General features: G+C 67.8%; 13 protein-coding genes. 4 read left to right on the top strand and 9 right to left on the bottom strand.

The annotated features are described in order from the left end of the window. Positions 1–293: 293 nt before the first annotated feature. Together ACMGFH_RS14890 and ACMGFH_RS14895 are read left to right on the top strand one after the other, a co-directional pair. Positions 294–1058, top strand: a complete 765-nt coding sequence (locus ACMGFH_RS14890; RefSeq protein WP_415379233.1) for an IclR family transcriptional regulator — start codon at positions 294–296, stop codon at positions 1056–1058. Between the two features lie 517 nt (positions 1059–1575). Continuing rightward, complete coding sequence (locus ACMGFH_RS14895; RefSeq protein WP_415379234.1) at positions 1576–1977, top strand: PGF-CTERM sorting domain-containing protein; 402 nt, start codon at positions 1576–1578, stop codon at positions 1975–1977. Positions 1978–2590: 613 nt separating this feature from the next. Here the strand turns inward: ACMGFH_RS14895 and ACMGFH_RS14900 are convergent. The 6 genes from ACMGFH_RS14900 to twy1 all read right to left on the bottom strand — a co-directional run bounded on the left by ACMGFH_RS14900 (position 2591) and on the right by twy1 (position 7639). Continuing rightward, on the bottom strand, positions 2591–3016 hold the full coding sequence (locus ACMGFH_RS14900) for a plastocyanin/azurin family copper-binding protein (RefSeq protein WP_415379235.1): 426 nt from the start codon (positions 3014–3016) through the stop codon (positions 2591–2593). A gap of 67 nt (positions 3017–3083) precedes the next feature. After that, on the bottom strand, positions 3084–3752 hold the full coding sequence (gene ribB / locus ACMGFH_RS14905; RefSeq protein ID WP_415383262.1) for a 3,4-dihydroxy-2-butanone-4-phosphate synthase: 669 nt from the start codon (positions 3750–3752) through the stop codon (positions 3084–3086). Between the two features lies 1 nt (position 3753). After that, positions 3754–4461, bottom strand: a complete 708-nt coding sequence (locus tag ACMGFH_RS14910) for a DUF120 domain-containing protein (protein ID WP_415379236.1) — start codon at positions 4459–4461, stop codon at positions 3754–3756. Positions 4462–4667: 206 nt separating this feature from the next. Then, positions 4668–6251 (bottom strand): methyl-accepting chemotaxis protein, encoded by a 1584-nt coding sequence (locus tag ACMGFH_RS14915; protein ID WP_415379237.1) that lies wholly within the window; start codon positions 6249–6251, stop codon positions 4668–4670. After that, a complete protein-coding gene (locus ACMGFH_RS14920) occupies positions 6244–6540 on the bottom strand; it encodes a hypothetical protein (protein WP_415379238.1) in 297 nt (98 codons plus the stop codon). Before ACMGFH_RS14920 ends, ACMGFH_RS14915 begins: the two co-directional genes overlap by 8 nt. A gap of 118 nt (positions 6541–6658) precedes the next feature. After that, entirely contained in the window at positions 6659–7639 is a 981-nt protein-coding gene (gene twy1 / locus ACMGFH_RS14925; protein ID WP_415379239.1) for a 4-demethylwyosine synthase TYW1, read from the bottom strand. A 105-nt stretch (positions 7640–7744) separates the two neighbouring features. On the opposite strand from twy1, the gene ACMGFH_RS14930 reads away from it, so the two are divergent. Then, complete coding sequence (locus ACMGFH_RS14930) at positions 7745–8164, top strand: DUF6069 family protein (RefSeq protein ID WP_415379240.1); 420 nt, start codon at positions 7745–7747, stop codon at positions 8162–8164. Next, the gene (locus ACMGFH_RS14935; RefSeq protein WP_415379241.1) at positions 8161–9522 is read left to right on the top strand and encodes a nitroreductase/quinone reductase family protein; all 1362 of its coding nucleotides are present in this window, start codon (positions 8161–8163) and stop codon (positions 9520–9522) included. Before ACMGFH_RS14930 ends, ACMGFH_RS14935 begins: the two co-directional genes overlap by 4 nt. 169 nt (positions 9523–9691) lie before the next feature. On the opposite strand, the gene ACMGFH_RS14940 is transcribed toward ACMGFH_RS14935, so the two are convergent. The 3 genes from ACMGFH_RS14940 to ppk1 all read right to left on the bottom strand — a co-directional run bounded on the left by ACMGFH_RS14940 (position 9692) and on the right by ppk1 (position 13421). Next, positions 9692–9928 (bottom strand): hypothetical protein, encoded by a 237-nt coding sequence (locus tag ACMGFH_RS14940; RefSeq protein WP_415379242.1) that lies wholly within the window; start codon positions 9926–9928, stop codon positions 9692–9694. 104 nt (positions 9929–10032) lie between these two features. Beyond that, positions 10033–10530 carry an HTH domain-containing protein gene (locus tag ACMGFH_RS14945; RefSeq protein WP_415379243.1) on the bottom strand — a complete coding sequence of 166 codons (498 nt, stop codon included), beginning with the start codon at positions 10528–10530 and terminating at the stop codon, positions 10033–10035. A gap of 188 nt (positions 10531–10718) precedes the next feature. After that, positions 10719–13421 carry a polyphosphate kinase 1 gene (gene ppk1, locus ACMGFH_RS14950; RefSeq protein WP_415383264.1) on the bottom strand — a complete coding sequence of 901 codons (2703 nt, stop codon included), beginning with the start codon at positions 13419–13421 and terminating at the stop codon, positions 10719–10721. Positions 13422–13512 lie beyond the last annotated feature (91 nt).

The following is a 13512-nucleotide window of genomic DNA, read 5'->3' on the forward strand; positions in this document are numbered from 1 at the left end:
AAGTATCTATTTATAGAATTCAACTATCAGTTGAAACCGAATCACCGTGACACGAAGTTTCTGAGTCGCCTCCAGTCGCCCACACATATCGGCGCATTCGAGCCCAGATACGACCGATCCGGACGTCGAACGGCCGGAACCCCGGTCGAACGCCACGTGTGAGACACCAGAAGTGCGAAAGAAGCGGCAATGCATGCGTCACTACCTCGTATTCGGACGGGACTTTCAGTATCAATTGATCTTCTACAACCAGAGAGGAACTCTTATAGTGATCAAGTGGAAATGAAATCTGTATGAGTGAACAGGATGGAACGGTCGGAGCGGTCGAAAACAGCTACCGGATCCTGGACATCGTCGCCGAGAGCGACGGGGTGACGCTGACCGAGATCGCCGAACGGGTGGATCTGTCGACCACGTCGGTCCACAATCACCTGCGGACGCTGGTCGACCAGGGGGCGGTCAGGAAAGACGGCGACCGCTACCGGGCGGGATTCCGCTGTCTCACCGTCGGCGGCCCTGTCCGCGACGAACATCCGCTCTACGAGAACGCGCGGCAGGCGGTCGACCACCTGTACTCGACCACCGGAGAGCTCTCGCTCATCCTGACCGAACACCGCGGAAAGTCGCTCGTCCTCTACCGCCGGGAAGGACAGGACTCGGTGAGCCTCGACATGCACCTCGGGACCCGACAGCACCTCCACGCGACCGCGGGCGGGAAGGCGATGCTCGCGCACTTCGACCCGGAGGACGTCCAGTCAGTCGTCGACCGACACGGGCTCCCGGCCCGGAACGGGAACACGATCACCGACGAGAGCGAACTCAGAGAGGAACTCGCCGTCGTCCGGGACCGGGGGTACGCGCTGGACCGCGAAGAGCGGATCAACGGGGTCCGCGGCGTCGCCGCACCGATCCGCCATCGCGAAGACGACCGCGTGTTCGGCGCGATCGCCGTCCTCGGTCCCGTCACCCGGGTCACCGGTGACCGGTTCACCGACGAGATCCCGGAACTCGTGACGCGCAACGCCGAGACGATCGAAGTCGACATCACCTATTCGTGACGACGGCGCCGCGGACGACCCGAAGTCCGACGCCGAATACGCCGACCTGCGGCGGGCCTCGTCCCGGTATCGACCGATCGCGGCAGACATATGTGACGGATGTTCCAAAAGTTTTAATGCCGATGTTCGCTCTTCGAGGTAACGCGGGCAGACTCAACCAGCCAGTGATCCTTGCCATGACTCACAGTGGGGATTCATCTTGCCACGGAGAGGGGTCTTGTGCCGACCCCGCGCTCGCGGTTGAGCGCTGTCTGCGTATCCCTACCCGCTCGCTCGAGTGGTACCCATCTGACGGTCCCGCCGTTCGGGCCGCACGTCGGGTAGGCGCAGTCCGCCTCTGACACACGAGGTGGAGTGGGTGGAGTGGATCGGCGGGACCATACGTCCTTTCGGACGACGACTGGACTTCTCTCGCGACGGGCGACACGGACGCCGACGAGCACAGCTGCCGCCCGTCACGGCCGTGCCGTCCCACAGATTCCGAAATGATCAACAGCGGATATCGGAGACAAGGGCCATGAAACGCAGACGGTTTCTCGCTGAGCTATCGGTGCTGGCGTCTCTCAGGGTGGCGGAGTGTCCGGGCGAGGCCGACGCCCCGTACTCGGTCAACGGCACCACCGTGACCGACAGCGCGGAAGTCACTGTCGGCAACGCGACGCCGACCCCGACCGCCACTGCCACCCCGACGGCAACCCCGACGGACGCGGCGACTCCGACCGACACCGCGACGGCCACGGCGACCCCGACGGACGCGGACTCGGGCACGGCGATGCCGAACGGGACGGCTGCTGACGACGGTAACGAGACGGACGCTCCGGAGGAGACCACCGCCGACGGTGGCCCCGGCTTCGGCGTCACAGTCTCGCTCGTCGCTCTGCTGGCTGCTGCGCTCCTCACGGCGCGCCGCCGCGACTAAGGCAGAACCATCGGGCTGACGCCCGACTCGATTCACTCGATATTTTTCCGACGCCACGCTGTCAGCGACTGCCCGACAGGTGTCACGGGATCGGCTGGGCCGCCGCTCTGACCGCCTCGGGAGTGCTATCAAGTACCCCTCATTTAGTCCAAATTATAATCCATATTTTGTATCTCGCGCAATCGAGATGTGAACGGTCTGCACTCGACCGAGCGCCCGGCCCGACACATCTCGAAAATTCCATTTTTGCTTCGACAGACTCCAACAGAGGTGGACAGAAGATAGACGGTTTGCCACAGCCCGATCGACAAGCCGTTCCGAGACGGGCGACAGTACCGGAGCGCTTCGATACGTACAGAACTCGCTAAACATATGCGTTACGAGTTATATCGGACAGATACGACAGAATCCCGTGAGATAGGAGATCTGATCGCAGTCGGTCGAAAATACGGAGATCCGGAATAACGTAATCGAACGATCTATCTCACGTCTCTTATACATACTCCGTGATCACGAGATCGATCACGTCGTGAGCGACATCTACCTGCTCGCGGGGTACTCCGTTCTCCGCTCGCATCTCTGGAGACCGCTCACCCCGTTCGCGGTCACCCGCCTATTCCACCACGACCGTCCCGACCATCCCCTGTCGGGAGTGGGGAACACAGACGTATGTGTACTCGCCGGGCGTCTCGAACGTGTGCTCGTAGGTCGCGCCCTGCGAGAGGGTCTGGCCCGGACTGCCGTCCTCGTAGCTCGCGAACGGTTCGGCGTCGTCGGGCAGCGACACCCGGCGGTTGTCCTCGGGAACGCAGGAGACGTTGTGGCGCGGGCTGGCGAACGACCAGGTGACCGTTTCGCCGACCGAGACGGTGTACTCCTCGGGGTCGTAGACGTACGCGCCTCCCGGGCCGACGACGATGTCGCCCGCGGGCGTGTCAGTCGGCTCGTCGCCTGACGCACCGCTCGAACAACCTGCGAGGGCGCCGACAACCGCGAGGCCGCCGGCTCTGACGAACGACCGCCGTGAGACGTCTCTCATCGTCGGGTCTGCGGGTCGGGACACCTTCAGTGCCGCGAAGTCCGGCGCGTGAGAACGGAGCGAGCGGCTACCCGAGGCGGTCGATGACGGCCGACCCCTCGACGTAGACGAGCCCCTCGCGGTCGGCGTAGCTCCGTGCGGCCGCGGGCGAGAGGGCACCGCCGGTATCGTCGTCGAGCATCTCGCAGACGACCATCGCGGGCGGGAGGGCCGCGGCCTCGGCGAGCGCGACGGCGAGTTCGGTGTGGCCCTCGCGGTCGGCCAGCAGCGCCGGCGCGGCGCGGAGGACGTGGACGTGGCCCGGCGCGCGGAACTCGGTCGCGAAGTCCGTCCCCTGCGGGTCGGCCGCGGCCGCGGCGAGTTCGGTGATCGTCAGCGCGCGGTCCTCGTCGGTGATCCCCGTGTAGGTGTCGCGGTGGTTGACGGTCAGCGAGAACGACGAGCGGTCGTCGTAGCCCAGTTCGTGGTCCGCGGCGGCGGGATGGTCGATCACGTCCTGCACGTACGGCAACTCGAACGCGGAGGCGACGGCGTCGCCGAGCGCAACGCAGACCAGGCCGCCTGCGTCGTTGCGCATCCGCGCGACGGCTTCGGGCGTGACGGCACCGGCCGGGTAGACGAGGTCGATCTCGCCCTCGCGGTCGGCGGCGTCGTGGACGAGGATCGGTTCGCCGCGGCGGAGCGCGTCCATCGCGCGCTCGACGCTCGCTGCAGCGGTCGATGCGTCGCCGGTCATGCTATCGCTGTTCGGTGACATCGATGGTGAGAGGGGCGCCGTCGTCCAGACCGAGTTCCTCGCGGAGCTTCACCGGCGCGATCACTTCGAGTTTGTCGTCGCCGTGATGGGTTCGCTCCGGCGTGATGACGTGCGCGTCCGCGAACGCGTCGCCGTCGCTGTTCTCGACCGTCGCCGGGTAGCAGTACGCCGGGCCGTAGGTCCGCTCGTCGTCCTCCCACCCCTCGATGGTGATGGGCTCGAACGACGAGAGCCGACCGCGCTCGCGGACGCTCTCCTCGGAGAGTTCGACGTTGAGCGTCCCCAGGAACGGCTCGTAGCCCAGTTTTTCCTCGAACTGGCGCATGTAGCCCGGCAGCGAGATGTAGTGGCGACCCTCGCCCATCCCGCTCGTGATCGACCCGTGGAGTTCGACGCTCGCGTCGCGCTCGAAGATGCGGCGATAGTCCGCGTACTCACGCTGGAGCGCCCGCTGGCCGGCGTCGGTGACCGTCACCCACTGGCCGTCGCTGACGATCTCCCGCTCGAGGAGGTCGGCTTCCTCCAGCCGCTGGAGCCGCCGCGAGGCCGTCTGCGTCGAGGCGTCGAGCCGGTCCGCCAGCGCCGAGCACGACACTTTCTGGTCGCCGTCGAGCCCGCCCTGCAGCGCCAGCGCCTTCAGCGTCGCCAACTCGGCGTGGCCGACCGCCGACGCCGTGATGCCTGTCATACCTGCGAGTAGTCGACACTGGCCGATAAGTATACCGAATCCGGAATGCGTCTCAGAAGTGGAACGGTGCGTCGGTTTGAAGGCGTTGTCGACCGGCTATCCGGAGGTTCGGAACGGACAGGGAAAACGGCGTCGGCATCGTCGCGGCGGGTCCGGCCGTCCGCGGAGCCGAACCGCGAGGGTCGCGCTGGCGGGCAGGGCAGGGATCAGGCGCTCGGACCGCCGTCGGGAGACGGGCCGCCGTCTGTCGCTGCACGGGGCGACGCGGTGTCCGCGTCGAGGCCGTCGCCGACGACGAACTCGTCGAGGAGGTCCCGCAGGTCGTCCGCGCGGTCGGACATCGAGTGGGCGTTCTCGGTCGCCTGCGTGAGCGAGGCGGTCTGTTCCTCGGCGGCCGCGGAGACCTGGTCGGACTCCGCGTCGATGCGACTGGCCATCTCGGAGACTTCGTCGATCATACTGGCGACTTCCTCCGTGGAAGCGGCCTGGTCGTCGGTGGCCTCGCTGATCTCGCGGATGCTGTCGTGGGCCGTCCGGACCGTGTCGGCCATCTCGTCGAGCGCGTCGAGTGCTTCGCCGGTCGTCGCGGTGCCGGCGTCGACGCGGTCGCCCATCTCGCGGATGTTGACGACCGTCTCGTCGGTCGACGCCTGGATGTCGGAGATGAGCTGTTCGACCTCGTCCGTGGCGTCGGCGGCCTCGCTGGCCAACCCCTTGATCTCGTCGGCGACGACGGCGAACCCCTCGCCGGCCTCGCCGGCCCGCGCCGCCTCGATCGACGCGTTGAGCGCCAGCATGTTCGTCTGTTCGGCGATCTCGGCGATCATGTCGACGACCTCGCCGATCTCGTCCATCTCGGCGGCCAGCGAGTCGACCTCGTCGATCGTCTCGTCGGCCTTGGCCTCGACGGCGTCGAGTTCGTCGAGGGCCTCGCTGGCGGACTCGCGCCCGCGCTCGCCGACGTCGACGGACTCCTCGGTCGCGTGGGCGAGTTCGTCGGCGGAGGCGGCGACCTCCTCGACCGCCCCCGAGAGCGTCCCCATCTCCGTCGAGACGGACTGGAGGCGCTCGTTCTGTTCGTCGGTGTCCGCGGAGACGGTCTGCATCGAATCGGCCACCTGCTCGCTGGCGGACTGGCTCTCGCTCGCGCCCGCGGAGACCTCCTCGCTCTCGGTCCGGACCTCGTCGGCGAACGATCGGATCTGGACGAGCGTCCCCTCAAGGTCGTCCATCATCGCGTTGAACGACTCGGCGATCTCCGTCATTGCCTCGCTGTCGGCGTCGGGATCCATCCGCCGAGTCAGGTCGCCCGCGGCGGCGGCGGCCATCACCTCACCGAACTCACTCGCCTTGTGCTGGAGCGTCTCGCTGAGCCGCTGGGCCTGCTCGCGCTCTCGCTCGGCTTCCTCGCTGGCCCGCTCGGCCTCCAGCCGAGCGTCCTCGGCATCCTCCTGGAGTTCGACGGCCTCCGCTCGCGCGCGGTCGGCTTTCCCGTTCGCCGTTTTCATGTCGTCCACGACGGCCATCGTTCCCGTCGACCCGACCGCGTAGACGCCGATGGTCGTCCCGAGCAGCATCACGCTCAGCGCGTCCATCATCGTTGGCGCCACGCCGAGCCACTCGAGCAGGACCGACCCCGTCCACAGGCAGCCCAGGCCCGCACCGAAGGTGAAGTTGATCCAGAACCCCCGTTCGAGGTCCGTGTCCCGCCAGTTCAGGAGACCGAGCGCGACCGCGCCGGCGAACCCGACGGTCGCGACGAAATCGAACAGAACCGTGATCTCAACCATCGTCGATCCCTCCGCGAGCCGTCAACCGCTGCCGATGGACGTACGCCGCCGCCAGGAACGCCAGCCCGGCGCCCATCAGCCCGATCCCGTGTTCAGCGAGGTTCAGCAGGTCGCCGAGGAAGAGGTTCTCCAGGTTCGTCGCCAGCGCCGCGACGACGAGTAGCGCGTAGCCCACGGCGAACCACTTCGCCTGATCGCGGTACTGAACCGCGACCGGGATCGTCCCTAATAGAGCAATTATCGCCATCGCGACTTTCATCGGATCCATCGCCGTGAGTAGTCCCGTCATTTCGATTCACCGGTGTAGCGAGACTCCTCGGGGACTACATCAAGATATCTACCCAGGTATAACGGATGATAATTAGGGTCGGACTATTCGAGACCGGCGCTCGCGCGAGGGGCGACCGTCACTCGGCGGTGGCGTACGGGTCGCGCTCCCAGAACTCGCTGTCTTTCCGCAGTTTCGGCACCCACGTGTCCTCGGTCTTCGAGAGGAGCGTGACGTGAGAGACGGGCACGTCGTTGAGGTAGTCGTGCTCGGGCATGTGTTCCATGACGTCCTCGGTGAACTCGCGGACCTCCTCGTGTTCGGGCATCGAATCGCGGTCGAGTCGGCCGCGCGAGTGGCCGACGTGCATGTACGCCTTCAGTTCGACGAAATCGGGGTCGGCCCGCTGGAACATCGACGCGTACCACTCGGGGTGGTGCATGTTGTTGCCCTTGACGAGCGTCGTCCGCAGTACCGTCCGAGTCTCGTCCTTCTCGGCGAGCACGTCCAGCGTGTCGATCAGCCGCTCCCAGGCGTCGTCTTCGACGGCCTTCACAGTATTATCGAACGTCCAGCGGTCCGGGGCGTCGACACTGACGTACAGCTGCGTGGGGTCACACTCCGCGAGGACCTCGGGCTTCGTGCCGTTCGAGACGAGGAAGGTCGTGATGTCGCGGTCGCGGAACTCCTCGATCAGTTCGGGGAGGTAGGGGTAGAGGGAGGGCTCGCCGTCGAGCGAGATGGCGACGTGGCGGGGTTCCATCGCTTCCTCGAAGCGCTCGCGGGGCACCTCGTCGTTGCCGCCGAATCCCGAGAGGAGCTTCTTCTGGAGTTCCAGCGAGGCGTCCGCGACGGCGCTTGGGTCGTCCCACTCGACATCGCCGAGTTCGTATGCATGACCAGCGTGATCCCGCCAACAAAAGACGCAGCGCTCGTTGCACTTGACGACCGGCGTCATCTGGATGCAGCGGTGCGACTCGATCCCGTAGAAGGCGTACTTGTAGCACTTTCCCTCCCCCCGGAGCGAGTTGGCCGTCCACCCGCATGTCTGGGCGGCCGTGTGGTTCTCGCTGTGGTAGTCCGGGTCGTCTACCTGTTTCGGACCGTCCGATTCGCTCATTGAAAGGGTGCAGGTCGGGGACTCGTATACATCTGTTCTTCAACGCGACGGCCGTCGGCCGGCCGCTCGTGACAGTATATCCGTCTGGCCGTCGTAGAGACAGCCATGGCAGCCACGAACACCGATTCGGGTGCCGTGCGGACTCGGTCGCTCCCGGTGCGCGCGGTACTGGCAGCGATACTCGCGGCCGCCGCCAACGCAGCGCTCGTCGCGGTCGTCCAGGCAGTCGGGATCGCGCCCGAGTTCCGTGCGCTGACGTATCCGCCGGTCGTGTTCCTCTCCGTGCTCGGCGCGCTGGGAGCGGCGGGCGTCTACGCGTTCGTGCGCAGTCGCGTCGACGAGCCGGCGGCCACCTTCCGGAAAGTCGCCGTCGCCGTGCTCGTCCTCTCCGTTCTCCCGGACCTGGGACTGTTAGTCGGCGACCCGGCGGCGACCGTCGCCGGGGTAGTCGTCCTAATGCTCATGCACGTCGTCGTGGCGGCGATCGCCGTCGAACTGCTCGTCTCGTGGCGGAGTGACACGTGACCGACCGGATCCTGGTCACCGGGGCGACCGGGACTGTTGGCCAGCACGTTGTCACCGAACTCGCCGACCGCGACGCGACCGTCCGGGTCGCGACGCGAGACCCTGAGGCGGCCCGCGAACGGTTCCCCGGCGCCGCCGAACACGTCGCCTTCGACTTCGACCGGCCGGAGACGTGGGGGGCGGCGCTGGCCGACGTGGACGGCTGTTTCCTCATGCGGCCGCCGACAACTGACACCGGAACGGTCGGCGAGTTCGCTGCCGCGGCCGACCGCGTGGGCGTCGAGCGGGTCGCCTACCTCTCGACGATCGGCGCCGAGAAGAACCCGCTGATCCCCCACCACCGCATCGAGAAACGCATCGCCGAGACGGACCTCGACTACACGTTCCTGCGTGCGTCTTTCTTCGCGCAGAACCTCTCAGAGGTCCACGGCGAGGACGTCGTCGAGCGCGACCAGATATTCGTCCCGGCGGGCGACGGCGCGACGAGTTTCGTCGACGCCAGGGACGTGGGAGCCGTCGCGGCGGTCGTCCTGACCGAATCCGGTCACGAGAACCGCGCTTACGACCTCACTGGGCCCGAGGCGCTCACCTACGGCGAGGTCGCGACCGTGTTCAGCGACGCGCTGGACCGACCGATCACCTACGCCGACCCGTCGGTTTTCGCGTTCGGCCGGCGGATGCGCTCGCGGGGCGAGCCGCTTCCATTCGTCGTCCTGATGGTCGGCATCTACACGACGGCCCGGCTAGGTCTCGCGGGGCGGGTCACCGACGACGCGGAGCGGCTACTGGGCCGGCCGCCCCGCGACGTGGCGACGTTCGCCGCCGACTACGCCGACGAGTTCCGCCCTGCCGACGACCGCCAGTACGTCGATACGCGCGGCCCGCCCGTCCCCGACGCCGCCTACCGTGTCATAAACCCCGTCGTCGAGCGAGTGTTACGCTCGCCGCGACACTCCCTGATGAGCGACTCGCTCATGCTCCTGACGTTCACCGGTCGCAAGAGCGGTCGGGAATACACCATTCCCGTCGGCTACTGGGTCGACGACGGAACCCTGATCGTCACGACCCACAGCCCGTGGTGGCGCAACCTCCGGGACGGCGCGCCCGTCGACGTACTGTTGCGCGGCGAGCGACACGAAGGGGTCGCGACCGCTCGGCCCGACTCCGCGGACGTGGCGAGGTACATGGAGAGGTTCATCGAGCGCAACGGCGTCGACGCGGCGCGACGCCTGGGCATCGCGGTCGCGGGGGACCGAGCGCCGACGCGGGCGGAACTGGAAGCGGGCGTCGAGGGGACCGTCGTGGTCGAGATCGAACTGGAGCGGACGGAGGCGGTCGTCGCGGCCGCGACCGCGTAGCCGACCGACTCGGAGGTCGTCGGTCGACCGCACTCGGCCCCGCTCAGTGGGTCCGAACGGCCGGGATCGTCGGTCCGGAAACGACTTGGCGGCGAGCTCGTCGGGACGCTCGGAGGTATCGGTGGCCAGCACTTCGACGGCGCCCCACGGGGTGCGAGCGACGGCGGGGCTACACCCGCAATCGGATCGCGTTCTCCCGAATGTTCGAGACGTAACGGTCGTTCAGGGTGTGTTCCTCCCGGTTGGTCCGCACGTCCCAGTCGAGGTGGTCGACGACGTCGTTGTTGTTCCCGACCGTGACGCGCACGACCAGCGAGCCGTCGTCGATGCCGCTCACCTCGCCGATCTCCGCGCCCTCCTGGGAGACGACGCGCTTGCCGACCTGTTCGTCGGAGTATTCGGCCATACCGTCCTCAGGTGCCGACGCGCCGTAGGGATTCTGTCGGCCTGGTTGCGCGGCAGTGGCCGGTCGCCTTCGGCGGTCGTCGGCCGTCGGATCGGCCGCCAGGGTCAGTCGCCGCGGACTCCGCGCATCGCTCCGATGCGGTCGAGGGCCCCCTCACTGCCGCCGCGGTCGAGGCGGTCGAGGCGGTCCGCGACCGTGCAGATCGCCTCGCCGGTGCTGTACGGCGCGACGTGGGCCAGTTCGTCGCCCTCGTACTCGGCGAGACAGCACACCGGCAGCCGGAGCGCGGCGAACTCCTCGCCGGTCATCGCCGAGGAGCGCTCGCGGGCGTCGAAGAACGGTTCCATCGAGACGCCGCGCTCGTCGGCCCACGCGCGGAAGTCCGCGACCCGGTCGAGGACGCACTGACCGGCGCGAGTCCGGCGCGCCCGCGTCGAGAGTTCGATCTCTCGGCCCCAGACGGCGACCGACGCGTCCGCGACGCGGCCGGCGTCCTCCAGGTCGCGGACGCGCTCGACGTGACTGGTCGCGGGCGTCTCCGTCGGCGACAGCGAGCGGACGAACAGTACTACCGAACGACGGCCGGGAGTTGCTGTGGCCATGGGTGGGCGTCACGCGGAGTGTCGACCCCTGCCGTCTAATAATTTCCTTCGATTGATACGTTATTTCACAGTAATCTATATAGTCGGGGCGGAGGAGTCGCGCTCACGCCGGTCGCGGCGGTCGGCGCCCTCGCGGCGCTGTACGAGAGATACGTCGCGTGACCCGCGCGCGGCCGCGGACCTCCCGCTCACTCGCAGTAACGTTCGAGCGCGCTGGCGGCGCCCTCGGCGGTCTTCCGGTAGACGGTCCCATCGGGCGTCCTGACCGCGAAGGCGTAGTGGTCGCTGTCCGGTCGATACCAGGCGTCGGGGTTCGCCGCGAGATCCGCGGGCAGGTCGTCGGCCAGCCCGGTCGCGGCCGCCGTTTCCTCGGGTTCGGCCGCCGTTGCCTCGGGCTCGGCTACCGTCCCGCCGGATTCGGTCGCCGTCGCGCCGGGTTCGGTCGCCGTACCGCCGTCGGACTCGATCGCCGACGGATCAGCCGTTTCCGTCTCCGTCTCCGTGGTCGAACCCTCGGACTCGGCCGGTGCCTCCCGTCGGCACGACCCGGCCGCTGCCGAACCGTCAGCGTCGGGGGCACCCGCCGGTCGGGGTCCGTCCTCTGTGTCGTCGGCGCTCTCGTCGCGGTCGCGCGCGACCGGCTCGACGAGCAGGTCGGTCTCGGTGGTGTCGCCGACCGGGATACCGCGGTCGACGTCGTCGGCGGCGGCGGCGCGACGGGCCCGGTCCATCAGGATCGCTTGCGTGTCTATCGCCGGCTCGCCGGGGTCGGGCTGGCGCTGTTCGTAGCTCCCGTCGGCGTTCATCTCCCAGCACTTCCGGTTGTCGCGGAGCAGCAGGTCGAGGACGAACCGCAGCTGTTCGCGGATGGCGGTGTCCTCGACGGGCGCGACGGCCTCGACGCGGCTGTCGAGGTTGCGGGTCATCCAGTCGGCCGAGCCGATGTAGTACTCGGGCTCGCCAAGTGCCGAGTCGTCGGCTCGCAGGTCCGGGTCGCGCGCACCGTTCTCGAAGTAGTAGATCCGCGAGTGTTCGAGGAAGCGGCCGACGACGCTGTAGACGCTCACGTTGTCGCTGACGCCCTCGATTCCCGGCCGGAGCCGGCAGATGTCCCTGACGACCAGGTCGACGTCGACGCCGGCCTGCGCGGCCTCGTAGAGTTCGGCCACGAGAGCGGGGTCTTCGAGGGCGTTAACCTTCGCGACGATGCGGGCCGACCGGCCGGCGCGGGCGTGTTCGGCCTCGCGACGGACGTACCGTGTCAGGCGGTCGCGCATCGTCACGGGGGCGATGAGGAGCTTCCGGAACTCCTCGTCGAGCGAGGGACCGGTGAAGAAGTTGAACACCTTCACCAGGTCCTGACCGATGTCGCGGTCGGCGGTCAACAGTCCGAGGTCGACGTAGCCCTTCGCCGTCTCGGAGTGGTAGTTGCCGGTGGCGACGTGGGAGTAGAGCTCGACACCGTCGTCCTCCTGGCGGACGACCAGCGCCGTCTTGGTGTGGGTCTTCAGGCCGATGGTGCCGTAGGCGACGTGGATGCCGTTCTCCTCCAGCCGGCGCACCCACTCCAGGTTGTTTTGCTCGTCGAAGCGGGCCTTCAGCTCGACCATCACGGCGACCTGCTTGCCGTTGTCGGCGGCGTCGATGAGCGACTGGATCACCTGTGAGTCGCTAGCGGTCCGGTAGATGGCCGCCTTGATGGCGAGCACGTCGGGGTCGGAAGCCGCCTCGACGATGAACCGCTGGACCGTGTCGGTGAAGGAGTGGTAGGGGTGGTGCAGCAGGACGTCGTCTTCGCGGATGCGCGCGAAGATGTCGCCGTCGTCGTCGCTGCCGCCGTTCAGCGCCGTCCGCTGGCGCTGGAGGCGGGGGTGTGGCTGGGGCGTCCACGCCGGGAGTTTCAGGTCCGGTCGGTCCAGGTCGAGCAGGGTGTCGAACTCCCGGTAGTCCAGCGGGCCGGGGCGCTCGAACACCTCCCGCTCGTCCAGGTCGAGTTGCTCGACGAGCGTCTCGCGGACCCGCTCGGAGGTCCCGGCTTCGACCTCCAGGCGGACGGCGGTCGCGAACCGCCGCTGTTCGAGGACCTCCTCGATCATGTCGATGAGGTCCTCGGCGACCTCCTCGTCGCGGCGGACCTCGGCGTTGCGCGTCAGCCGGAACAGCGACGCCTCGACCACCTCGGCGTTCGGGAAGAGGAGATCGAGGTTCGCGCGCACGACCTCCTCGATGAGGACGTATCGCTCGCCCTCGGCGATCTCGACCAGCCGCGGCAGGTTCTGGGGGATCTTCACCCGCGTGAACGTCGGCGACTCCTCGTCGTCCTCGCGGGTCAGCACCGCCAGCGACAGGCTCAGGTTCGAGATGAAGGGGAACGGGTGGGCCGGGTCGAACGCCAGCGGCGTGAGCGTCGGGAGCACCGATCGCTCGAAGTACTCCCGCATCGACGCCCGCTCGTCGGCCGAGAGGGCGTCGTAGTCGACGACGCGGATCCCCTCCTCGGCGAGCGCCGGTCGGATCACCGACTCGTAGCAGTCGGTCTGGCGCGCGAACATGGGCCGCGCGGCGTCGAGGACGGCCTCCCACTGCTCGCGGGGCGTGTGGCCGTCGACCGTCCGGTCGGTGATGCCCGCCTCCATCTGCTGTTTGAGGCCGCCGACCCGCTTCATGAAGAACTCGTCCATGTTGCGGGTGAAGATGGACAGGAAGCGCACCCGTTCGAGCAGCGGGTTGCGCTCGTCGAGCGCCTCGTGGAGCACGCGGCGCTGGTAAGCCAGCTCGCTCAGCTCGCGGTTGAGGTAGTACTCCGTCGCCGAGCGGTCGAACGCGCCCGGCAGGTCGCCCGCGTCGTCGCTCGCCCCGACGTCGTCCGTCCCGCCGTCGGTCCCGAGCATCGCGACCGGTGCCGGGCCGTCGTCCAGGATCGAGACCGTCCCGGCCTCGACCGCGCCGTCGTCTCCAGTTCCGCCGCCTGCGGTCCCGTGA

The organism is Halosimplex rarum (genome assembly GCF_047715405.1).
Taxonomy (GTDB): Archaea; Halobacteriota; Halobacteria; order Halobacteriales; family Haloarculaceae; genus Halosimplex; species Halosimplex rarum.

Bases quoted from the DNA above. Each gene is read 5' to 3' on its own strand.
- ACMGFH_RS14890 (WP_415379233.1), top strand. From the start codon at position 294: ATGAGTGAACAGGATGGAACGGTCGGAGCGGTCGAAAACAGCTACCGG.
- ACMGFH_RS14895 (WP_415379234.1), top strand. From the start codon at position 1,576: ATGAAACGCAGACGGTTTCTCGCTGAGCTATCGGTGCTGGCGTCTCTC.
- ACMGFH_RS14900 (WP_415379235.1), bottom strand. From the start codon at position 3,016: ATGAGAGACGTCTCACGGCGGTCGTTCGTCAGAGCCGGCGGCCTCGCG.
- ribB (WP_415383262.1), bottom strand. From the start codon at position 3,752: ATGACCGGCGACGCATCGACCGCTGCAGCGAGCGTCGAGCGCGCGATG.
- ACMGFH_RS14910 (WP_415379236.1), bottom strand. From the start codon at position 4,461: ATGACAGGCATCACGGCGTCGGCGGTCGGCCACGCCGAGTTGGCGACG.
- ACMGFH_RS14915 (WP_415379237.1), bottom strand. From the start codon at position 6,251: ATGGTTGAGATCACGGTTCTGTTCGATTTCGTCGCGACCGTCGGGTTC.
- ACMGFH_RS14920 (WP_415379238.1), bottom strand. From the start codon at position 6,540: ATGACGGGACTACTCACGGCGATGGATCCGATGAAAGTCGCGATGGCG.
- twy1 (WP_415379239.1), bottom strand. From the start codon at position 7,639: ATGAGCGAATCGGACGGTCCGAAACAGGTAGACGACCCGGACTACCAC.
- ACMGFH_RS14930 (WP_415379240.1), top strand. From the start codon at position 7,745: ATGGCAGCCACGAACACCGATTCGGGTGCCGTGCGGACTCGGTCGCTC.
- ACMGFH_RS14940 (WP_415379242.1), bottom strand. From the start codon at position 9,928: ATGGCCGAATACTCCGACGAACAGGTCGGCAAGCGCGTCGTCTCCCAG.
- ACMGFH_RS14945 (WP_415379243.1), bottom strand. From the start codon at position 10,530: ATGGCCACAGCAACTCCCGGCCGTCGTTCGGTAGTACTGTTCGTCCGC.
- ppk1 (WP_415383264.1), bottom strand. From the start codon at position 13,421: ATGCTCGGGACCGACGGCGGGACGGACGACGTCGGGGCGAGCGACGAC.